The organism is Microbacterium hydrocarbonoxydans, from assembly GCF_900105205.1.
Lineage (GTDB): Bacteria > Actinomycetota > Actinomycetes > Actinomycetales > Microbacteriaceae > Microbacterium > Microbacterium hydrocarbonoxydans.
Genome location: NZ_FNSQ01000005.1, coordinates 1,425,473 through 1,447,417 on the forward strand (window position 1 = coordinate 1,425,473; position 21,945 = coordinate 1,447,417).

Genomic DNA, 21,945 nt, shown 5'->3' on the forward strand with positions numbered 1-21,945 from the left:
CCGGTAGACTCCTATCTCGTGTCTGAGTCTCCCGAAATCACCCCGGAAGCAGTCGAAGCCGCCGTCGCGACAGCTCTCGCAGCGATCGGCGCAGCCGCCGACATCGCCGAGCTGAAGGCGGCCAGGGCTGCTCACGTCGCCGACGGCTCCCCGCTCGCCGTCCTGAACGCCTCGATGCGCCAGGTGGCGCCCGAGAACAAGGCCGCCTTCGGCAAGCTGGTCGGTCAAGGGCGTGGCCAGGTCACGAAGGCGCTCGCCGCGAAGGAAGCCGAGCTCGCCGCGGCAGAGGTCGCCGCCCGCCTCGAGTCGGAGCGCGTCGACATCACCGCCGTGCCGTCGCGCACGCGCGTCGGGGCGCGGCATCCGCTCACGCTGCTCAGCGAGCAGATCTCCGACATCTTCGTCGGGATGGGGTGGGAGATCGCCGAGGGCCCGGAGCTCGAGCACGAGTGGTTCAACTTCGACGCACTCAACTTCGATGTCGACCACCCCGCCCGGCAGGAGCAGGACACGTTCTACGTCGACCCTGCATCGCGTCACCTCGTCATGCGCACGCACACGAGCCCTGTGCAGGTGCGCTCGATGCTCGATCGCGACGTGCCGATCTACGTGCTGTGCCCCGGCCGGGTCTATCGGACCGACGAGTTCGACGCCACGCACCTCCCGGTGTTCACGCAGTTCGAGGGCCTCGTCGTCGACAAGGGCATCTCGATGGCGCACCTCAAGGGCACGCTCGACCATGTCGCACGCCAGCTCTTCGGCCCTGAGGCCAAGACGCGCTTCCGCACGAACTTCTTCCCGTTCACCGAGCCGTCGGCAGAGCTCGACCTGTGGCACCCGACCTTCAAGGGCGGTGCGCGCTGGATCGAATGGGGCGGATGCGGGATGGTCAACCCGAACGTGCTCCGCGCGGCCGGGATAGACCCCGACGTCTACAGCGGGTTCGCCTTCGGGATGGGCGTCGAGCGCGGCCTGATGTTCCGCAGCGACGTGCAGGACATGCGGGACATGGCAGAGGGCGATGTCCGTTTCAGCGAGCAGTACGGGATGGTGGTGTGATGCGCGTCCCGCTTTCGTGGTTGCGTGAGTACGTCGATCTGGCGGCGGAGGCGACTCCCGAAGAGGTCCTGGCGGCGATGGTCACCGTCGGCTTCGAAGAGGAGGACGTGCACCGCTTCGAGATCTCGGGTCCGGTCGTCGTCGGACAGGTCGTCTCGCTCGAGGCGGAGCCGCAGTCGAACGGCAAGACCATCAACTGGTGCCAGGTCGATGTGGGCGAGGCCCACGGCGGCATCCGCGGCATCGTCTGCGGCGCGCACAACTTCGTCGCCGGAGACAAGGTCGTCGTCACCCTGCCCGGTGCCGTGCTGCCGGGGCCGTTCCCGATCGCCGCGCGCAAGACCTACGGCCACGTGTCGGACGGCATGATCGCCTCGGCGCGCGAACTCGGACTCGGAGACGAGCACAACGGCATCCTCGTGCTCGCAGACCTCGGCATCGACGCCCCGGTGGGCACCGACGCCATCAGCCTGCTCGGCCTCGATGACGTCGCCGTCGAGATCAACGTCACGCCCGACCGCGGATACGCGTTCTCGCTGCGTGGTGTCGCCCGTGAGTACTCCCACGCCACGGGGGCGGCCTTCCGCGACCCCGCTGAGCGCGACTTCGCCGAGCTGCAGCCGGGCACCGGTCACACGGCGATCGTCGATGATGCGGCGCCCGTCCGCGGGCGCGTCGGCGCCAGCGAGTTCGTCACGCGCGTCGTCCGAGACGTCGACCCCGCGAAGCCGACACCGCCGTGGATGATCGCGCGGCTCTCCCTCGCGGGCATGCGCTCGCTGGGGATCCTGATCGACATCACGAACTACGTCATGCTCGAGCTGGGGCAGCCGCTGCACGGCTACGACCTCGACAAGCTCGCCGGCGGCATCACCGTGCGTCGCGCGACGCCCGGTGAGAAGATGACGACGCTCGACGGACAGGAGCGCACGCTCCACGCCGAGGATCTCCTCATCACCGACGAGTCGGGGCCCATCGGCCTCGCCGGGGTCATGGGCGGCGGCACCACCGAGATGAGTGACACCACCCGCAACGTGCTGATCGAGGCGGCCACGTTCGACCCGGTGACGATCGCCCGGACCGCGCGGCGGCACAAGCTGCCCAGCGAGGCCTCCAAGCGCTTCGAGCGCGGTGTCGACCCGCTCGTGCCGTTCGTCGCCGCCCGCCGTGCCGCTGACCTGATGGTCGAGTTCGCCGGAGGGACGCTCACCGACGAGGGCGGCGCGCTGTTCGCCGAGGTCTTCGTCGCCGACATCGAGCTGCCGAAGGGATTCGTGCAGGGACTCATCGGCGTCGACTACACCGACGAGGAGATCGTCGGCGCGCTCACGACGATCGGCGGAGAGGTCACGGCGACGGATGCCGGCTGGACCGTCATCCCGCCGACCTGGCGCCCGGACATCACCGACAAGTGGTCGCTCGCCGAAGAGGTCGCCCGCATCCACGGTCTCGACCGCATCCCCTCCGTGCTGCCTACCCCGCCGTCCGGACGCGGTCTCACCGCTCACCAGCAGGGCCGCCGTCGCGTGGCCGACGCGCTGGCTGCTGCGGGCCTCGTCGAGACCCCGTCGTTCCCCTTCACGACCGAGGCGGAGAACGATCAGCACGGATCGGCATCCGGGGCGCATCTGCCCAGCATCCGCCTGGCGAACCCGCTCGACGGCTCCGCACCGTTCCTGCGCCGCTCGCTCATCCCGGGGCTCCTGCAGATCGCGCACCGCAACATCTCGCGCGGTCTCACCGACCTCGCGCTGTTCGAGACCGGTGTTGTGTTCCTTCCCGAGCCCGGTGTCGAGTACGGCACCGATGAGGTCCCGCCGCTCGGCATCCGCCCCTCCGACGAGACGCTCGAGGCGCTGAACGCATCGATCCCGCCGCAGCACCGCCACGTCGCGGCGCTGTTCACCGGGAACGTCGTCGCACGCCAGCCGGGACGCGCCGCCGAGCCCGCCGGGCTGCCCGAAGCCCTCGATGCCGTGCGAGTGATCGCGGCGGCGGCCGGCGTCGACATCGACGTGGCGCAGGGGCAGCGTGCCGCGCTGCACCCTGGACGCACCGGCGTGCTGTCGGTCGGCGGAGTCGAGGTCGGATACGTCGGCGAAGTGCACCCGGAGGTCGCAGCGGCGGCCGATCTTCCGGGACGAGCGACCGTGCTCGAGCTCGATCTCGACGGCATCCTCACGCTCGCGAGGCCTCGGGCCGTGGCGGCATCGCTGTCGACCTACCCCGCGGCGACGCAGGACGTGTCGCTCGTCGTCCGCGCCGACGTCCCCGCAGGCGATGTGCGCGCTGCGCTGTCCGACGGGGCGGGCGCGCTTCTCGAGTCCATCCGACTCGTCGACGACTACCGCGGCGAGGGTGTTGCCGACGGACAGAAGAGCCTGACGTTCGCGCTGCGCTTCCGCGCCGACGACCGTACGCTCACCGCCGCGGAAGCCACCGAGGCGAAGCTCGCCGGAGTCGCCGTCGCCGCCGAGCGCTTCGGAGCCGTCATCCGCGACTGACGCCGGATGCGTGAACTGCATCCCGATTCGGCATGCAGTTCACGCACGGGCGAAGGCCGATCGCCGCGCGCGGGGTGTAGGCGAACCACCGCCGTGCCGTCCTGGGCCCGGCGACGCTGCGAGGTACCGTGGCGAGGTGAGCATCCTTCCCCACAGCACGCCCGCGGCGGTGCCGGATGGTGTCCGCCCGATGGGCGAGGCTCCATTCCTCCGGCCGGGTGATCAGATCTCCTGGCACTACCGCAAACCGGGCTGGCAGCCGGGTGATGCCTCGACGATCACGCCGATGCGCGTCGTCCGGGACGACGAACGCGGGTTGATCGCCTGGCTCGCACCGGGAACGCTGCAGGAGGGGCAGGGCACGCCCGCAGGTGAACGCATTCGGACGGTACCGCTCGAGCGCCGTTGGCTCGACCCGCGCACCCGGATCGTGGAGGAGTGGTGGGGCCATGGCATCCTTCGCATCGCACCGGCGGGAGCCGCCTGGTCGGTGTGGCTGTTCTGGAGCGAAGTCGACGGCACGCGGTGGGAGTTCGCGGGGTGGTACGTGAATCTCGAGAACGCGCATCTGCGGACCGACCATGACACCTACTCGTCCGATCACATCCTCGACGTGGAGATCGAGGCGGACGGCCAGGTGCACCTGAAGGATGAGGACGAGCTGATCGCCGCGATCGAGCAGGGCCGCCTCACCAGTGAGCAGGCCGCGCAGATCGAACGTCACGCCGACGCGGCGATCGCGTCGTTCCGCGCGGGGGAATGGCCCTTCGATCCGGAATGGCAGAACTGGCGCCCCGACCCGACCTGGAAGGTGCCGGTGCTCGACGGGCTCGCGGACCTGCAGAAGGACTGAGTGCCGTCTCTGCCTTGAGCGGAAGCCCCTTCCGCTCAGCCTCGGGCGCGTGGTGGCATGAGGGCATGACGAACGTACTGATCCTCGGCGGCACGGGGTGGCTGTCCGGCCGCATCGCCAGACGACTGCTCGTGAACGGAGCGACGGTGATGTGTCTCGCCCGGGGCGGGCGGCCGTCGCCGGACGGGGCGAGCCTGGTGCTCGCAGACCGGGACGACGATGACGCGTACGACGCGGTCTCCGGTCGGGAGTGGGATCACGTGATCGACGTCTCGTCGACGGCCGCCCATGTCGAGGCTGCGGTGGCGGCGCTCGGGTCTCAAGCCGCACGGTGGACGTACGTCTCGTCGATGTCGGCGTACTCCGACGACAAGACGATCGGGGCGGACGAGACGGCTGCGCTGCACGATGCGGCCGCCCCCGGCGACGAGTACGAGTACGGGCCGCAGAAGGTCGCAGCCGAGAACGCGGTGCGCTCGCTCGACGACCGGGCGCTGATCGTGCGGCCAGGGCTGATCGCGGGGGAGGGGGATCCCAGCGATCGATTCGGATACTGGGCAGCCGCCTTCCTGCGCGCCGAGGGTGGGCCGGTCCTGCTGCCGCCCACGGAGGGGCGCGACCTGCAGATCATCGACGTCGACGACCTGGTGGAGTTCATCATCACCACGGATGCGACGGGAACGGTCAACACGATCGGGGACCGGCATCCGCTTGCCGATGTCCTGAGTGTCGTGCGCGAGCACGCCGGACACGCCGGGGAGGTCGTCTCCGCCACCGAGGAATGGCTCGGCGCGAACGGCGTGGAGTACTGGGCAGGGGAGAGGTCGCTGCCCCTGTGGCTGCCCGCGGAGATGACCGGGTTCATGTCGCGATCGAACGCCCGCTACCGCGCGGCCGGCGGGGAGTTGAGGCGCCTCGAGGACACGATCGCCACGGTGATCCGCGATGAGCAGGAGCGCGGCGTCGACCGGGATCGTCGGGCCGGCCTCACTCGCACCGACGAGCTCGCACTGCTGCGGCTCCTCGCCTGACGAGCGGCCGCGCTCCCGCCCCGTCCCTCCTCGTCCCTCCTCGTCCCGATCCGTCCCTCTCCGTCCCGTCCCTGGCGTGGTCGATAACGCATCCGAAACGGGGCTGAGGGATGCGAAAGTGACCACCGCTGTCTGCGCATGCCAGGCGGGGTCGATAACGCATCCGAAACGGGGCTGAGGGATGCGAAAGTGACCACCGCTGCCCGCATAGACCGGGGAGCGAGGGCCGAGAGGGGGCGCATCGCTAGACTGCCAGCAGTGACACGGGGTGCCGCATCGGCGGCTGAGAACAGACCCGTCGAACCTGATCTAGTTCGTACTAGCGAAGGGATGTCGCCCATGAGCGATCGTCTGCGTCCAGAATCCGATCCGACCCTCGCGGCCTCAGCCGCGGAGCTCCTCTCCGCGCTGCGTGGCGCCCCGCCGCTCACGCACTGCATCACGAACAGCGTCGTCACCGGCTTCACGGCGAACGTTCTGCTGGCCCTCGGCGCCGCGCCCGCGATGGTCGACATCGTCGACGAGGCGGGACTCTTCGCCGGCGTCGCATCCGGGATGCTGATGAACCTCGGGACGCCTACCCCCGAACAGCGCGCGGCGAGCAGAGAGGCGGTCGCCGGAGCCACGGCATCCGGCACGCCCTGGGTGCTCGACCCGGTGGCGATCGGCGTGCTCCCGGTCCGGACCGCACTCGCGCAGGAACTCGCCGCCGCCCGCCCGACGGCGATCCGGGGAAACGCCTCCGAGATCCTCGCCCTGGCCGGCCAGAGTGCGGGCGGACGCGGGGTGGATGCGACCGATGCGACGGATGCGGCCGCCGATGCCGCGATCGCGCTCGCCGCCCGCCATGGTGCGGTCGTCGCGGTGTCGGGACCCGTCGACCTGATCACCGATGGACGCCGTGTCATCCGCCTCGCGAACGGCGATGAACTGCTGACCCGCGTCACCGGTGGCGGGTGCGCCCTGGGAGCTGTGATGGCCGCGTTCCTCGGTGCAGCACGGGTGGGCGGCGTCGACCCGCTCACCGCGGTGGCCGCAGCGACCCTCGTCTACACGGTCGCCGCCGAGCACGCGGCGGCTCAGGCATCCGGTCCGGGCAGCTTCGCCGTCGCATTCCTCGATGCGCTCGCCGCGATCCAGCCGCACGACCTCGCGCCCGCAGCGCGAGTCGAGGAGCGCGCGCTGTGATCGCCGACCTCTCTCTGTACCTCGTCACCGATCCCGACCTGTGCGGCGCGCGCGGCGTCGTCGAGACCGTTCGGCAGGCCGTGGACGGGGGAGTGCGCATCGTGCAGCTGCGAGACAAGGCGGCCACGGATGCCGACACGACCGCACTGCTCATCGAGCTCTCGCGCGTGATCGACGGGCGCGCGCTGCTCGTGGTGAACGATCGGCTCGATGCCGCGCTCGCCGCACGGGAGCAGGGAGCACGCGTCGATGGTGTCCATCTCGGCCAGGGAGACGCATCGGTGCTCCGCGCCAGGGAGGTGCTCGGTCCCGACGCGATCATCGGACTGACGGCGAACACCCCCGAGCACCTGCAGGGGGTGCTCGCCCTCCCGGAGGGGACCGTCGACTACCTCGGGGTCGGGGTCATCCGCCCCACGGCCACCAAGCCGGATCATCCTCCGGCACTCGGCATCGATGGATTCGAGGCGCTCGCCGCTGCCAGCCCGGTCCCCTGCGCGGCCATCGGCGGCGTGCGCATCGACGACACCGAGGCGCTTCGTGCCGCAGGGGCCGCGGGGCTCGCGGTCGTCTCCGCACTCTGCGCGGCCGATGATCCTGCAGCCACCGCACAGGAGTTCGTCCATCGATGGCGGGGAGCCGGCGCGCCGCGGGTGCTGAGCATCGCCGGCAGCGACCCGTCAGGAGGCGCAGGCATCCAAGCCGACCTCAAGTCGATCGCCGCGAACGGCGGATACGGCATGGCGGTGCTCACCGCCCTCACGGCGCAGAACACGTGTGGCGTGCGTGCGGTCCACGTCCCGCCGCCCGAGTTCCTGCGCGCTCAACTCGACGCGATCTCCGACGACATCGTCGTCGATGCGGTGAAGATCGGGATGCTCGCGGATGCCGACGTCATCCGCACCGTCGCCGACTGGCTCGACGAGGTCCGGCCGCCGATCGTCGTGCTCGATCCCGTCATGGTCGCCACCAGCGGCGACCGTCTGCTCGATCCGGATGCCGAATCCGCGCTGCTCGGGCTGCTCGGTCACGCCGATATCGTCACCCCGAATCTCGCAGAGCTCGCGGTCCTCACGGGGCAGGACGTCGATGACTGGGAGGCCGCGCTCGCCGCAGCCGATGTCCTGTCCGAGCGCTTCGGGGTCGCGGTGCTGGTGAAGGGCGGGCACCTCGACGGAGATGAGGTCCCCGACGCTCTGGTCGACTCGGCCGGCGGGCTGCGCCACGGGTATCCGGGTGCCCGGATCGCGACAGCGCACACGCACGGCACGGGATGCTCGCTCTCCTCCGCGCTCGCGACTCAGCTGGCCCGAGGGCTCACCCCCGTCGAGGCGGTGGCGGCCGCCCGTGCGTGGCTGCGGGAGTCTCTCCGAGCGGGCGGGGCGCTCCAGGTCGGACAAGGGAGGGGGCCCGTCAGCCATCTCGCCGGACTCTGGCGACGAGGTGGCCTGGACACGGCCGCGGCCGCTGAGGAGATCCGAGAGGACTGGTGGGAGCGCATCGCCTCCGTGCGAGCGGACATCGACGAGCTGCCGTTCATCACGGCGCTCGCGGACGGCACGCTCGCGCGCGACTTGTTCCTCTTCTACCTCGGCCAGGATGCGCTCTACCTCAGGGACTACGCCAGGGTGCTCGCAGAGGCCGCGCGACTGGCCCCCACCTCGCACGAGCAGGCCTTCTGGGCGCACTCGGCGCACGGGGCGATCGTCGGCGAGCTCGAACTCCACGCGTCCTGGCTCGCACCCGCGGGCGGTGGAGACGCCCGCACCTTCGCCGCGACGCCCGCCCCGGCCACCGTCGCCTACCTCGATCATCTGCGATCCGTGGCCTTCGGCGGCGACTACGACGAGTTGATCGCCGCACTGCTGCCGTGCTTCTGGCTGTACACCGACCTCGGCGGGCGCCTGCATGCGGGGGAGTTGGACGCGTTCGCGCGCGACCCGCGGCATCCGTACGCGTCGTGGCTCGAGACGTATGCCGACCCCGCCTTCGCCGCGGCCACGGAGGAGGCGATCGACCACGTCATGGCCGCAGCACACCGGACGGACGCCGCGGGGCGACAGCGGATGCTGCGCGCCTTCACCGTATCGAGCGAGCACGAGCGGGCGTTCTTCGCGGCCGCGGAATCGCCCGCACCCACCACATGACGCGCCGGATTTGCGCATGCCGCGACGAGCGCGCTATCGTCGCGGCATGCCTTCGGCCGCCACTGCCCCTCTGACGCTCGCTCCGAGCGTCATCGCCGTGCGCCGACGCCGCAGCGACCGCCGACTCTAGGCGACCCTGCGCTTCTGCCTGCTCACGCACGGCTGTCGAGTGCCGGCGTCGCCGCCCCGGTCCCGACACAGCACCCCGCGTTCGACGAGGGGTCCGACCGTTAAGGTAGAAGCATGACGTACTCCGTCGCCGTCTCCGGCGCATCCGGCTACGCGGGCGGCGAGATCCTGCGCCTTCTCGCCTCGCATCCCGACATCGAGATCCGCACCGTCACCGCCCACTCGAACGCCGGGCAGCCGCTCGTGCAGCATCGGCCGCACCTGCGCTCGCTCGCCCATCTGACTCTGCAGGACACCACGCCCGAGACGCTCGCGGGGCACGACATCGTCTTCCTCGCCCTGCCGCACGGGCAGTCGGGGCAGTACACCGATGCCCTCGGCGACACCCCGCTCGTGATCGACGCGGGAGCAGACCACCGCCTCACCTCAGCGGACTCATGGGACGCCTTCTACGGCGGAGACTTCCACGAGCCGTGGGCGTACGGCGTCCCGGAGCTGCTGGTCGGCGGTGCCAAGCAGCGCGAGACGCTCCGCAGCGCGACGCGGATCGCCGCCCCGGGCTGCAACGCGTCGACGGTGAGCCTGAGTCTCGCCCCCGGAGTCGCCGCGGGCGTGATCGATCCGGGAGACATCGTCTCGGTCCTCGCCGTCGGGCCGTCCGGCGCCGGCAAGAGCCTCAAGACCAACCTGCTCGCCAGCGAGATCCTCGGCAGCGCCAACCCGTATGCGGTCGGCGGCACGCATCGGCACATCCCCGAGATCCGCCAGGCCCTCGCCGCCGCATCGGGCACCGCGGGCGACAGCATCCGCATCTCCTTCACCCCGGTCCTCGTCCCGATGTCACGCGGCATCCTCGCCACGTCGACGGCTCCCATCGTCGGCGATGTCAGCGACGCTGAGATCCGGGACGCCTGGGAACATGCGTACGGCGACGAGACCTTCGTGCAGCTTCTCCCCGTCGGGCAGTTCCCTCGGACGGCCGACGTACTGGGCGCCAACACGGCGCTCATCGGTCTCGCCATCGATCGGTCGGCGAACCGCGTCACCGTCGTGACGGCGGTCGACAACCTCGTCAAGGGCACCGCAGGCGCTGCCATCCAGTCCATGAACCTCGCGCTGGGACTGCCAGAGTCCCGCGCCCTCTCAGTGAACGGAGTCGCGCCGTGAGCGTCACCGCACCCGCAGGATTCGAAGCCGCCGGCGTCGCGGCCGGACTCAAGACGACCGGCAAGCCGGATGTCGCCGTCGTCGTGAACCGCGGCCCCCGCAAGGTCGGCGCCGCGGTGTTCACCAGCAACCGCGCGAAGGCCAACCCGATCATCTGGTCGCAGCAGGCCGCCGCCGACCGCGTCGTCGAGGCCGTCGTGCTGAACTCCGGCGGTGCGAACTGCTTCACCGGGAGCTTCGGATTCCAGACCACGCACCAGACCGCTGAGAAGGCGGCTGAGCTGCTCGGAGTGAGTGCGGGAGACATCCTCGTCTGCTCGACCGGGTTGATCGGAGTCGGCGACGAGGTGTTCAGGGGCAAGGTCCTCTCGGGCACCGAACAGGCGATCGCGGCTCTGTCGACCGACGGCGGCCAGGTCGCCGCCGAAGCCATCATGACCACCGACAGCGTGTCGAAGACCGCCGTCGTCACCCGCGACGGCTGGACCATCGGCGGCATGGCCAAGGGCGCCGGCATGCTCGCACCGGGTCTCGCGACGATGCTGGTCGTCATCACGACCGATGCGGTCCTCGAGCCCCTCGAAGCGGATGCCGCGCTGCGCGCCGCGACCGGGAGGACCTTCGACCGCCTCGACTCGGACGGCTGCATGTCGACGAACGACCAGGTCACCCTGCTGGCGAACGGCGCATCCGGCATCGCGCCCGGCGTCGAGGAGTTCACGGCGGCACTCGCCGAGCTGAGCCAGGAGCTCGCGGTGAAGCTCCAGGGCGACGCCGAGGGAGCCAGCCACGACATCACCATCGAGGTGCAGCACGCGGCGACCGAAGCGGAAGCCGTGGAGGTGGGCCGCTCGGTCGCTCGCAACAACCTGTTCAAGGCCGCCATCTTCGGCAACGACCCCAACTGGGGCAGGGTGCTGGCGGCGATCGGCACCACGAGCGCGCAGTTCGACCCCTACGACGTCGACGTCTGGATGAACGGCGTGCGCGTGTGCAGCGAGGGCGGCCCCGATCGCCCCCGCGAGGAGGTCGACCTCACCCCTCGCGCGACCCATCTCGTGATCGACCTCAAGGTCGGCGAGGCCACAGCGACGATCCTCACCAACGACCTGACCCACGACTACGTGCACGAGAACAGCGCCTACGCCTCATGACCGACATCCAGGACACCACGCCCGACGTCGCCGCCGTCAAGGCAGCGACGCTCATCGAGTCGCTCCCGTGGCTGAAGAAGTTCCGTGACCAGATCGTCGTGGTCAAGTACGGCGGCAACGCCATGGTCTCGGACGAGCTGCAGGAGGCGTTCGCGCAGGACATCGCCTACCTCCGCTATGTGGGCGTCCTGCCGGTCGTCGTGCACGGCGGCGGCCCGCAGATCTCCGACATGCTGCAGCGTCTCGAGATCCCGAGCGAGTTCAAGGGCGGCTACCGGGTCACGAACACCGAGGCGATCAGCGTCGTCCGCATGGTCCTGACCGGTCAGGTGAACCCTCAGCTCGTGTCGAAGATCAACTCCCACGGCCCCATCGCGACCGGGCTCAGCGGTGAGGACGCCGGACTGTTCGGTGGACGCCGCCGCGGCGTCGTGATCGACGGCGAGGAGATCGACCTCGGCCGCGTCGGCGACGTCGTGGAGGTGGATCCGACCCCCGTGCTCGACCACCTCGCCGCCGGACGCGTCCCGGTCGTGTCGAGCATCGCGCCCGACCTCGATCACCCCGGTCAGTCGCTCAACGTGAACGCGGATGCCGCAGCCGCCGCCCTCGCGGTGTCGCTCAACGCCCGCAAGCTGGTGATCCTCACGGATGTGCCGGGGCTCTACGCCGACTGGCCGAATCGCGACTCGCTCGTCTCGCACCTCACCTCGGACGCTCTCATCGAGATGCTGCCGACTCTCGAGTCCGGCATGATCCCCAAGATGAAGGCGTGCCTGGATGCGATCGAGGGCGGCGTCGACGCGGCAGCCATCATCGACGGACGCGTGCCGCACTCGGTGCTCGTCGAGCTCTTCACGAGCAAGGGAATCGGAACAGAAGTGGTCTTGGGAACAGCGGGGACGAACGCATGAGCAACTGGCAGGATGACGCCGCGAACCACCTGGTCCTGAACGCGGGCCCGCGACTGGCGATGCTGACCCGCGGGGAGGGCTCCTACCTCTGGGACTCCGAGGGCAAGCGCCACCTCGACTTCCTGGCCGGCATCGCGGTGACCTCGCTCGGTCACGCGCATCCGGTCTTCGTGGAGGCCGTGTCCAGGCAGGCTGCGACCCTCGCTCATGTCTCGAACTACTTCGCGACCCCGTCGCAGCTCGCGCTCGCCGCGAGGCTGAAGCGCCTCGCGGGTGCCGGCATCGACGGCCGCGTGTTCTTCTCGAACTCCGGAGCCGAGGCGAACGAGGCGGCCTTCAAGCTCGCCCGCCTGCACGGCGGGACCGAGAAGCCCCGCATCCTCGCACTGGAGAACGGCTTCCACGGTCGCACGATGGGCTCGCTCGCACTCACGGCGAAGGCCTCGATGCGTGCCCCGTTCGAGCCGATGCCCGGCGGGGTCGAGCACATCCCCGCCACGATCGCCGCCCTCGAGGAGGCGATCGACGACACTGTCGCGGCCGTCATCGTCGAGCCGATCCAGGGCGAGGCCGGTGTCGTCGAGCTGCCGGACGGATACCTGCAGGCGGCGCGCTCGCTGACCCTGAAGCACGGAGCGCTGCTCATCGTCGACGAGATCCAGACCGGCGCCGGACGCACCGGCGCCTGGTTCGGCTTCAGTCACGAGGGCATCACACCCGATGCCATCACGCTCGCGAAGGGCATCGGCGGCGGTTTCCCGATCGGCGCCCTCGTGACCTACGGCGCGGCCAGTGCCCTGTTCACACCCGGGTCGCACGGCTCGACCTTCGGTGGAAATCCGCTGGCGACGGCCGTGGCCGACGCCGTGCTCGCGGAGATCGAGAGCGCGGGCCTCGTCGACAACGCGGCGCGTCGAGGCGAGGAACTCCGTGAGATCATCACCGGTCTGGAGTCGCCTCTCGTCACCGGCGTGCGCGGTCGAGGCCTGCTGATCGGCGTCGCGCTGAGCGCGCCGGTCGCGAACGATGTGGTCGCCGCCGCACAGGAGCGCGGGCTCATCGTGAACGCCGCCAACCCCGAGACCGTGCGCATCGCGCCCGCCCTCACCATCGGAGACGCCGAGCTCGCCGAGTTCCGTGAGCTCTTCGCCGCCTCGCTCGCCGACGTGCAGGCATCCCTCACCGAATCCGGAAAGGCCCTCGCATGACCCGCCACCTGCTGCGCGACGACGATCTGACCCCCTCCGAGCAGGCCGAGATCCTCGATCTCGCCCTCGAGCTGAAGAAGGACCGCTGGGCGAACAAGGCGCTCGCCGGGCCGCAGACCGTGGCGGTCATCTTCGACAAGTCCTCGACCCGCACCCGGGTCTCGTTCGCGGTCGGCATCGCGGACCTCGGCGGCTCGCCCCTGATCATCTCCACCGCCAACAGCCAGCTCGGCGGCAAGGAGACGCCGTCCGACACGGCGCGCGTGCTGGAGCGCCAGGTCGCCGCCATCGTCTGGCGCACCTACGCCCAGGCGGGGCTCGAGGAGATGGCCGAGGGCACCACGGTTCCCGTGGTCAACGCTCTCTCTGACGACTTCCACCCCTGCCAGCTGCTCGCCGACCTGCTCACGATCCGCGAGCACAAGGGCGACCTCAAGGGCCTGACCCTGACCTTCTTCGGCGACGGGCAGAGCAACATGGCGCACTCGTACGCGCTCGCCGGCGTCACCGCCGGGATGCATGTGCGCGTCGCCTCGCCCGCCGACTACTCGCCCCGCGCCGACGTGGTCGAGGCTGCGGATCGCCGCGCCGCCGAGACCGGGGGATCGATCACCCTCTACACCGATGCGGTCGAGGCCGCGGCCGGAGCCGACGTCGTCGTCACCGACACGTGGGTGTCGATGGGCAAGGAGGAGGAGAAGCTCGCCCGCATCCGCGATCTCGGCGGATACAAGGTGACTCCTGAGACCATGTCGATCGCCGATCCGGAGGCGATCTTCATCCACTGCCTCCCGGCCGACCGCGGATACGAGGTCGACTCCGAGGTCATCGACGGCCCGCAGAGCGTCGTCTGGGATGAGGCTGAGAACCGCCTGCACGCGCAGAAGGCCCTGCTGGTCTGGCTGCTCGACAAGAAGGACGCCTGATGGTCGACGCGAAGAACGACGGCACCAACGAGGGCGCGCTGTGGGGCGCCCGGTTCGCCACCGGCCCCTCGCCCGAGCTGGTCGCGCTGAGCCGATCGACCCACTTCGACTGGGTGCTGGCGCCGTACGACATCGCAGGATCGCACGCTCACGCGAAGGCGCTCGAGGCCGCCGGCTATCTCGAGCCCGACGAGGCGGTCAGGATGCACGAGGGGCTGGATGCCGTGGCCCGCCGCATCGCCGACGGCACTCTGCAGCCGGTGCCCTCGGACGAGGATGTGCACGGCGCGCTCGAGCAGGCGCTGATCGCCGAGCTCGGCCCTGAGCTCGGCGGGCGCCTCCGCGCCGGTCGCAGCCGCAACGACCAGATCGCGACGCTCGTGCGGATGTACCTGATCGACCATGCCCGCGTCATCGCGCGCGACCTCCTGCGCGTCATCGATGCGCTCGTGGCCCAGGCCGAGGCGCACCCGGACGCCATCCTTCCCGGTCGCACCCACTTGCAGCATGCGCAGCCGGTGCTGCTCGCTCACCACCTGCAGGCGCACGGCTGGCCGCTGGTGCGCGAGCTCGAGCGTCTCGTCGACTGGCGCCGTCGTGCCGGCGTCTCCCCGTACGGTGGGGGAGCGCTTGCCGGGTCGACCCTGGGGCTCGACCCGGCTCTGGTCGCCTCCGAGCTCGGCCTCGATCGCCCGGCGGAGAACTCGCTCGACGGCACCGCCGCCCGCGACGTCGTCGCGGAGTTCGCGTTCATCGCGGCGATGACCGGTGTCGATCTCTCCCGTCTCAGCGAGGAGATCATCCTCTGGAACACCCGCGAGTTCGGATTCGTCACACTGCACGACGGGTACTCGACGGGGTCGAGCATCATGCCGCAGAAGAAGAACCCCGACATCGCCGAGCTCGCTCGCGGCAAGTCCGGGCGTCTGATCGGCAATCTCTCCGGGCTCATGGCCACGCTCAAGGGACTCCCGCTCGCGTACAACCGCGACCTGCAGGAGGACAAGGAGCCGGTGTTCGATTCGGTGCAGACCCTCGAGGTCGTGCTGCCTGCGTTCGCCGGGATGGTCGCGACTCTGCGCTTCGACACCGAGCGGATGGCGGCGCTGGCGCCGCAGGGGTTCTCGCTGGCGACCGACGTGGCCGAGTGGCTCGTCAAGCGCCGGGTGCCGTTCCGCGATGCGCACGAGATCTCCGGAGCCCTCGTCCGCGCCTGCGAGGAGCAGGGGATCGGTCTCGAGGACGCATCCGATGATCTGCTGCTCTCGGTGTCCCCTCATCTCGTCGCCGAGGTGCGCGAGGTGCTCACGATCGAGGGATCGGTGGCCTCACGCACCGGAGCGGGCGGCACTGCTCCCGTGCGCGTCGCGGAGCAGCGCACCGAGCTGGTGGCGCGCGCACAGGCCGCGGCGCACGCGCTCGGCCTCTGACCGCGTCAGTGCAGTTCGGCGTCCGCGGCCGACCTCGTCCAGCGGGTGAATCGCACGACGAGTCCCGCGCGGGTGGGTGCGGCGAGGAACGGTCCGGCGGATGCGGCGGCATCCCCGTCGAACGGCGCGACGCGGACGAGTCGCCACTCTCCGTCGTCCGCGCGGGCACGAACGATGACGGCATCCTGCCAGCGGCTCACCCGGACCGTGATCTCGCTGCCGTGCCACTCGTCGACGTACCCCACCGACCAGTCAGAGCGGATGTCGGTGACCACTGCCCCGAGCCCGAGATGGCCGTCGGCGTACTCGACCCCCGCCTTGATCCAATGCTCCTCGTCGATCTGCACGAAGATCCCGGCCTGGTCGAACTGGCCGTCCCAGGGAGCGCGGAAGGAGACGTCCATCGCCTCGCCGACCGTCAGGGGAGCGAGCAGGGCGTGCTCGGTGTCGTGCACGAACCCGTAGGCGGTGTGACGCCAGGCGTCGCTGCTCTCGACAGCGGTGACGTCGAGGTGATCCGCGGACGTCGCTACTGCGGCGGGCTCGTGGGTCCAGGCCCCGTCGGTCCAGGAGATGATGTCTGATTCAGGCATATCTCGAGACTATAACCAAATAAGGCATAAAGCCAAGTTATTCATGATACGGTTATGACATGGTCATCGCCGTACTCGCCGACATCGTGGGCTCCCGCCAGCTCGACGATCGCACAGCGGCGCAGCGCGTCCTCGATGAGACCATCGCGCAGGTCGAGGGCGAGCTCCCTCTCGCACAGCAGCCCCTCACCCCGACGGTGGGCGACGAGCAGCAGGGCGTCTACCGCAGCCTCGAGGATGCGATGGTCTCGCTCCTGATGATCCAGCTCCGGCTGCCGGACGGCATCGCGTTCCGGTTCGGCATCGGCGTCGGAGCCGTCAGCGCGGTCGACTCCGTGCACGGCGAGCTGGCGGACGGCCCCGGCTGGTACGCCGCCCGGGCGGCCATCGAGACCGTGCACGCCAGGGAAGGTCGCGCCATACCGCGCACACGGACCTGGATTGTCGGTGCCCCGGGGCAGGATGAGGTCATGGAGAGCACGATCGCGGCATCGAACGCCTACCTCCTCGTCCGTGACGAGCTGGTCGGAGCGATGAACGAGCGCGAGCGCCGCCTGACGTACGGGCGGCTGGTCGGTCGATCCCAGCATGAGCTCGCTGCCGAAGAGGGCATCTCGCAGCCGAGCGTCTCGAAGTCGCTGCGCAATGCCGGCAGCGCGGCCCTCCTCGAAGGACTCGCCGCGCTGAGAGGATCGAACGCATGATCGTCGCCGGCTTCCTCCTCCTCGCGGTCGGCGCTGCCGATCTCGTGCGTCAGTTCGCCCCGCGCCGCTGGGTCGGCTACCTCACGGTCGCGATCATCCTCCTGCTGTTGGGCAGCGTCAGCGACGCGCTGCTGCCGATGCTGCTCGGGCTCGTCGTCGGTGCGCTCTGGGTGTGGTGCATGCCGTCCGAGAAGACCGCGCCGTTGGGCTTCTGGCCCGCAGTCCTCCTCGGGGTGCTCGCGATCGGAGCCGTCGTCTGGCTCGGTGCGCGTACCGATGCCGGACTGATCGGCGGTGTGTGGAACCTGCGCTCCCCGTTCGGGGATGTGCCGTTCGACCTCGCGCTGCTGACCCTGGGCACGGGGGTCTTCCTCCTCGAGTCCGCGAACCTCGTGGTGCGCGCGGCGCTCGACGGCGAGCACACCTGGCGACCCGCCGAGCGGGCCACCGCCGCGCCGGCCGTCGAGAGCCCTGCTGTCGAGAGCCCTGCTGTCGAGAACCCTGTTGCCGAGAGCCCTGGTGCCGAGAGCCCTGGTGCCGAGAGCCCTGGTGCCGAGACTTCTGCCGTGGAGAGCTCTCCCGTCGAGACAGCACCAGGGGACGCGACGTCAGGGGCTGCGACCCCCCGCGACCCCCGTGCCGGATTCCAGGGCGGTCGGCTGATCGGTCCGCTCGAGCGCATCCTCGTGATGATCCTGACACTCGCCGCCGCTTATCCGATCCTCGCGGCGATGCTGGCGGCCAAGGGGATCGTGCGGTTCCCGGAGATCTCGCGCGACGGAGAGACGGGGGCGCGCGCCGAGTACTTCCTCGTCGGCAGCCTCGTCAGCTGGGTGATCGGTCTGGGCGCCGCGTTCCTCGTGTGGTGGGCAGCGCACAGCTGACCTGTCGCGGACGGCGACAGGCCGCCCACGCCGGCGCGAATCGCCGATGCCGACCGCTGATAGCCTGGAGCGCGTGTCGAATCCCGCTCTGACGACCGCCCCGCCGGCGATCGACCCCACGTTCGAGAACGTGTGGGACGAACTGCTGTGGCGCGGCCTCGTCCATGTGTCCACTGACCAGGAGGCGCTGCGCGCCCTTCTCGCCGGGGACCCGATCACGTATTACTGCGGCTTCGACCCGACGGCTCCCAGCCTGCACCTCGGAAACCTGGTGCAGCTGCTGACGCTGCGGCGCATCCAGCTCGCCGGTCACAAGCCGCTCGGACTCGTCGGAGGATCGACCGGTCTGATCGGTGACCCCCGTCCCACGGCCGAGCGCACGCTCAACACGCGAGAGACGGTCGAGGAATGGGTGGGGCGCCTGCGGACGCAGGTCGAGCGCTACCTGAGCTTCGAGGGCGACAACGCCGCCCGCATCGTCAACAACCTCGACTGGACGGCGCCGCTGTCGGCGATCGACTTCCTGCGCGAGATCGGCAAGCACTACCGCGTCGGCACGATGCTGAAGAAGGATGCGGTCGCTGCGCGCCTGAACTCGGACGAGGGCATCAGCTACACCGAGTTCAGCTACCAGATCCTGCAGGGGATGGACTTCCTCGAGCTCTACCGCCAGTACGACTGTGTGCTGCAGACCGGTGGGTCGGACCAGTGGGGAAATCTGACCAGCGGTACGGATCTGATCCGTCGTGCCGAGGGGGTCTCCGCGCATGCGATCGGCACGCCGCTGATCACGAACAGCGATGGCACCAAGTTCGGCAAGAGCGAGGGCAACGCGATCTGGCTCGACGCCGACATGTGCAGCCCGTACCGGATGTACCAGTTCTGGCTGAGCACGACGGATGCCGACGTCATCGACCGGTTGAAGGTCTTCACCTTCCTCACCAGGGCCGAGATCGAGGAGTACGCGGCTTTGGTCGAGGCCGAGCCGTTCCGTCGTGCAGCGCAGAAGCGTCTCGCGCTGGAGGTCGTCGCCACGGTGCACGGCGTCGATGCCGCGGCCGCGGTGATCGCGGCATCCGAGGCGCTGTTCGGACAGGGCGACCTGACCGCGCTCGACGCGGCGACGCTGCGGACGGCCATCGAGGAGCTGCCTCACACGACTGTCGCGGCGGGAGCGCCGGTGGTCGAGGCGCTCGTGACGACCGGCCTCGTGTCCAGTCTGTCCGAAGCGCGCCGTGCGATCAGCCAGGGTGGGGTGTCGCTCGACGGAGAACGCGTCGAAGACGAGACCGCCACTGTCGCGGGCACGCTGCCCGGCGGAGTGTCTGTCCTGCGGCGCGGCAAGAAGACCCTCGCCGGGGTCTTCATCGCCTGAGCGGCGAACGACGTCCGATAGCGAAGCGGCGGCTGACCGAGGCCCACTCGGACAGCCGCCGCCACGCCTCTCGATCGCCCGGTCCGACAGGAGACACCGATGCCGTTCACCCCGAGCCACGCTCTGGTCGCTCTGCCGTTCATCCGCACTCCGCTGGTGCCGTCGGCGATCGCGATCGGAGCGATGACCCCCGACCTTCCACTGTTCGTCCGGGGCCTCGGACTCCAGTACTCGTTCACGCACACCTTCGGAAACGTCGTGTGGACGGCGCTGGTCGCATTCGTGCTCTTCCTCGTCTGGCGGGTCGTGCTGCGTCCGGCGGTCGGAGAACTCACGCCGCTCTGGATCGCGCGGCGTCTGCCCGACGGATGGAAGCGCTCAGGCGTCGCGGCCGCCGGCGAAGCGGTCGGCGTGGGTCTCGGGCGACCGGCCTATCCCGTTCTGCTCGCCGTGTCGCTGATCCTGGGCGTGCTGACGCACATCGTGTGGGATCTCTTCACGCATGAGGGGCGCTGGGGCGTCGAGATCTTCCCGGCGCTCGAGCAGATGTGGGGACCGCTGAGCGGCTACAAGTGGCTGCAGCACGGGTCGAGTGTGATCGGGCTCCTCGGCCTCGGCACCTGGGCGATCCTCCGCTGGAACCGGCAGGAACCCCGAGCCGGCGACGACCGGTTCCTCCCTGCAGCGGTGCGCATCGCCTGGTGGCTCTCGCTGCCTGCGGTGCTGGTGACTGCCTGCATCGTCGGCTACCTGGCGTACGGCCCGTTCACCGCCGAGTTCACGTATCAGCACCTGGCCTATCGGATGCTCCCGCCGGCCTGTGCGCTGTGGGGCGCGCTCACGCTGGTGCTCTGCCTCGCACTTCCCGCCTTCCGGCGGCGTCACCACGCGGGCTGATCAGAGCCCCATCGGTGCGGAGCCGCGAAAGCGAGTCCCGGCAGTGCGGGACCGGCGGTGATGAGCGTCGTCCCGTCGACATCGAAGGACGCGGTGTGCGCCGACGGATCCATCGTCTGCTCCGGCTCGGGCTCGCTCGCGCGCGGCATCCCGAGCAGTTCGGCGGCGATACGCCGGAGCGAGGTGCGGATGATCCAGGTGCCGCCTTCGCGTCGACGACGCCGGAGCAGCCCCGTGATCGCGGCGGCGAGCAGGTAGCCCGCGCTGTGGTCGAGCGCTTGCGCGGGTAGCGTGCCAGGACGATCCCCGTCGGGTGACTCGATCAGCGCGATTCCGGACTCCGCCTGCACGAGACTGTCGAATCCGGCCCGCCCTGGTGCGTCGGCACCCCAGGCGCTCAGCTGTGCGATCACGAGCCCGGGATGCCGGGCGGCGAGGGCATCGGGGGAGATGCCGAGCGTCGCCAGTGACGACGGGCGGTAGCCGAGCACGACGACGTCGGCACGGTCGAGCAGCTCCTGGAACCGGCCGGTGCGTGCATCGAGAAGGATGGAGCGCTTGCCGTGGCCGGTGTCGAGATGCTGCCAGTCGGGTTCGTCCAGGTGGGGAGGATCGACCCGCAGCACGTCCGCCCCCAGGAGGGCGAGGGTCCGGGTGCAGACCGGCCCCGCGATGACGCGAGTGAGATCAAGGACGCGGATACCGGCGAGAGGCCGACTCCCGTGGTCCTGATCCCTCGCCGCTGGGGGAGCGGCGTCCGCTCCGCCGGAGCGGATGACCTCGAGGAGCGGGGTGGCGCGCAGCCTCGCATTCGTGCGTGGGGACTCGGGGAGCACGGGGACCGCGAGCCCGCCGGTCGCGGTGATCGTCGCCACAGCCTCGGAAGTCGTCGTGCCGGCGATGACGGCTGCCACGTCGGCGGCGCCCGAGCCTGCGGCCAGATCGAGCCCGGCCAGCAATCGCGCCGCGTGGTGCGCGTAATTGCCATGCGTGCGCACCCAGCCGTCACGCGAGCGCCAGAATCCGGAGAAGGGCGACCAGACATCGGGCGCGACGCCGTCGACGGTGAGCATACGGTCGCTGCGATAGGCGGCGGCGATGCGGACGGGGTCCGGGGGAGTGCCGATGCCGGCGGCGAGACCCGCGGCGCGCACGCTCGCCCAGGCCAGATCCGAGACGGCGAGGCGAGAGGGCAGTGGCACCGCACGAGGTGACGACGCGGCGATCTCGTCGTCGTCCCAGTCGATGCCGATCTCCGTCCGCACGCGGTCGAGGAGGGCAGCGGCGGGGGAGCAGATCGGAGGCTGGCGCACGCTGCGATCGTACCCGTGCGGCGGATCCCGATGCTTTAGTGGCGCTGGACTGGGTATTCCTGATCGCGGGCCGCCTGCGACACGCCCGGGGTGCCGCCCCGATTCGCCAGATCCCTGGAATCCACGTAACTTATTACTTGTTCGCCCCACAGGGAAGCGGAGAGGCCGAGAGCTTCACCCCCCTCAAGCGGAGAACAACCTCCCACTCCTCTCACTTGTGAGATCAGGCGCGTGCGTCTAGGATGGGAGATCCACCCCATCTGCGGCTGTCACAGGCTGCGCACCGGATCCAAGATCCGCGCGGCGCGCTGATTTGACAAGCGAGACAGGGTGGCTAAGATTGAGAAGTTGCCCTTCGGGCCTGGTTGTGATGACTGGGTCGGGGGAGCGTCCGATCCTTGAGAACTCAACAGCGTGCACTTGTCAAATGCCAAATAACCTCGATTCAGCTTCGGCTGGATGAGATTCC

At 69.9% G+C, this 21,945-nt stretch carries 18 protein-coding genes and 1 riboswitch; of the genes, 16 read left to right on the forward strand and 2 right to left on the reverse strand.

The features are described from left to right. The first annotated feature begins 18 nt into the window (after positions 1 to 18). From pheS to argH, 12 genes are all read left to right on the forward strand, one after another. Positions 19 to 1,059 (forward strand): phenylalanine--tRNA ligase subunit alpha, encoded by a 1,041-nt coding sequence (gene pheS / locus BLW44_RS07235; protein ID WP_060927869.1) that lies wholly within the window; start codon positions 19 to 21, stop codon positions 1,057 to 1,059. After that, positions 1,059 to 3,563, forward strand: a complete 2,505-nt coding sequence (pheT, locus tag BLW44_RS07240; RefSeq protein ID WP_060927868.1) for a phenylalanine--tRNA ligase subunit beta — start codon at positions 1,059 to 1,061, stop codon at positions 3,561 to 3,563. The genes pheS and pheT overlap by 1 nt, the downstream gene beginning before the upstream one ends. A gap of 136 nt (positions 3,564 to 3,699) precedes the next feature. Beyond that, positions 3,700 to 4,416 (forward strand): ribonuclease FAU-1 family protein, encoded by a 717-nt coding sequence (locus BLW44_RS07245; protein ID WP_139305248.1) that lies wholly within the window; start codon positions 3,700 to 3,702, stop codon positions 4,414 to 4,416. 65 nt (positions 4,417 to 4,481) lie between these two features. Beyond that, positions 4,482 to 5,447 carry an NAD-dependent epimerase/dehydratase family protein gene (locus BLW44_RS07250; protein WP_060927866.1) on the forward strand — a complete coding sequence of 322 codons (966 nt, stop codon included), beginning with the start codon at positions 4,482 to 4,484 and terminating at the stop codon, positions 5,445 to 5,447. 254 nt (positions 5,448 to 5,701) lie between these two features. After that, positions 5,702 to 5,795: riboswitch (TPP riboswitch) on the forward strand. After that, on the forward strand, positions 5,787 to 6,635 hold the full coding sequence (gene thiM / locus BLW44_RS07255; RefSeq protein WP_060927865.1) for a hydroxyethylthiazole kinase: 849 nt from the start codon (positions 5,787 to 5,789) through the stop codon (positions 6,633 to 6,635). Its footprint overlaps the riboswitch before it by 9 nt. Then, positions 6,632 to 8,782, forward strand: a complete 2,151-nt coding sequence (locus BLW44_RS07260; protein ID WP_060927864.1) for a bifunctional hydroxymethylpyrimidine kinase/phosphomethylpyrimidine kinase — start codon at positions 6,632 to 6,634, stop codon at positions 8,780 to 8,782. The genes thiM and BLW44_RS07260 overlap by 4 nt, the downstream gene beginning before the upstream one ends. 243 nt (positions 8,783 to 9,025) lie before the next feature. Beyond that, positions 9,026 to 10,078, forward strand: coding sequence for an N-acetyl-gamma-glutamyl-phosphate reductase (gene argC / locus BLW44_RS07265; RefSeq protein ID WP_060927863.1), 1,053 nt, complete (start codon positions 9,026 to 9,028; stop codon positions 10,076 to 10,078). Further along, the gene (gene argJ, locus BLW44_RS07270; protein ID WP_060927862.1) at positions 10,075 to 11,232 is read left to right on the forward strand and encodes a bifunctional glutamate N-acetyltransferase/amino-acid acetyltransferase ArgJ; all 1,158 of its coding nucleotides are present in this window, start codon (positions 10,075 to 10,077) and stop codon (positions 11,230 to 11,232) included. Before argC ends, argJ begins: the two co-directional genes overlap by 4 nt. Further along, complete coding sequence (gene argB, locus BLW44_RS07275; protein WP_060927861.1) at positions 11,229 to 12,146, forward strand: acetylglutamate kinase; 918 nt, start codon at positions 11,229 to 11,231, stop codon at positions 12,144 to 12,146. The genes argJ and argB overlap by 4 nt, the downstream gene beginning before the upstream one ends. Continuing rightward, the gene (locus BLW44_RS07280) at positions 12,143 to 13,354 is read left to right on the forward strand and encodes an acetylornithine transaminase (RefSeq protein WP_060927860.1); all 1,212 of its coding nucleotides are present in this window, start codon (positions 12,143 to 12,145) and stop codon (positions 13,352 to 13,354) included. The genes argB and BLW44_RS07280 overlap by 4 nt, the downstream gene beginning before the upstream one ends. Further along, on the forward strand, positions 13,351 to 14,280 hold the full coding sequence (gene argF, locus BLW44_RS07285) for an ornithine carbamoyltransferase (protein ID WP_060927859.1): 930 nt from the start codon (positions 13,351 to 13,353) through the stop codon (positions 14,278 to 14,280). Before BLW44_RS07280 ends, argF begins: the two co-directional genes overlap by 4 nt. Next, the gene (argH, locus tag BLW44_RS07290; RefSeq protein ID WP_060927858.1) at positions 14,280 to 15,710 is read left to right on the forward strand and encodes an argininosuccinate lyase; all 1,431 of its coding nucleotides are present in this window, start codon (positions 14,280 to 14,282) and stop codon (positions 15,708 to 15,710) included. Before argF ends, argH begins: the two co-directional genes overlap by 1 nt. A 5-nt stretch (positions 15,711 to 15,715) precedes the next feature. Here the strand turns inward: argH and BLW44_RS07295 are convergent, their stop codons facing one another. Continuing rightward, on the reverse strand, positions 15,716 to 16,303 hold the full coding sequence (locus BLW44_RS07295) for a DUF1349 domain-containing protein (RefSeq protein WP_060927857.1): 588 nt from the start codon (positions 16,301 to 16,303) through the stop codon (positions 15,716 to 15,718). A gap of 59 nt (positions 16,304 to 16,362) precedes the next feature. Between BLW44_RS07295 and BLW44_RS07300 the strand changes: the two genes are divergently transcribed. The 4 genes from BLW44_RS07300 (at position 16,363) to BLW44_RS07315 (ending at position 20,163) form a co-directional block, all read left to right on the forward strand. Then, positions 16,363 to 17,007 (forward strand): SatD family protein, encoded by a 645-nt coding sequence (locus BLW44_RS07300; protein WP_060927856.1) that lies wholly within the window; start codon positions 16,363 to 16,365, stop codon positions 17,005 to 17,007. Then, positions 17,004 to 17,891: a hypothetical protein gene (locus BLW44_RS07305; RefSeq protein ID WP_060927855.1), complete on the forward strand. Its 888-nt coding sequence runs from the start codon at positions 17,004 to 17,006 to the stop codon at positions 17,889 to 17,891. The genes BLW44_RS07300 and BLW44_RS07305 overlap by 4 nt, the downstream gene beginning before the upstream one ends. 46 nt (positions 17,892 to 17,937) lie before the next feature. Continuing rightward, on the forward strand, positions 17,938 to 19,266 hold the full coding sequence (tyrS, locus tag BLW44_RS07310; protein ID WP_060927854.1) for a tyrosine--tRNA ligase: 1,329 nt from the start codon (positions 17,938 to 17,940) through the stop codon (positions 19,264 to 19,266). Between the two features lie 99 nt (positions 19,267 to 19,365). After that, positions 19,366 to 20,163, forward strand: a complete 798-nt coding sequence (locus BLW44_RS07315; RefSeq protein ID WP_060927853.1) for a DUF4184 family protein — start codon at positions 19,366 to 19,368, stop codon at positions 20,161 to 20,163. Here BLW44_RS07315 and BLW44_RS07320 read toward each other — a convergent pair. Then, on the reverse strand, positions 20,148 to 21,476 hold the full coding sequence (locus BLW44_RS07320) for a CoA transferase (RefSeq protein WP_245647452.1): 1,329 nt from the start codon (positions 21,474 to 21,476) through the stop codon (positions 20,148 to 20,150). The two genes, BLW44_RS07315 and BLW44_RS07320, sit on opposite strands and share 16 nt — an antisense overlap. Positions 21,477 to 21,945 lie beyond the last annotated feature (469 nt).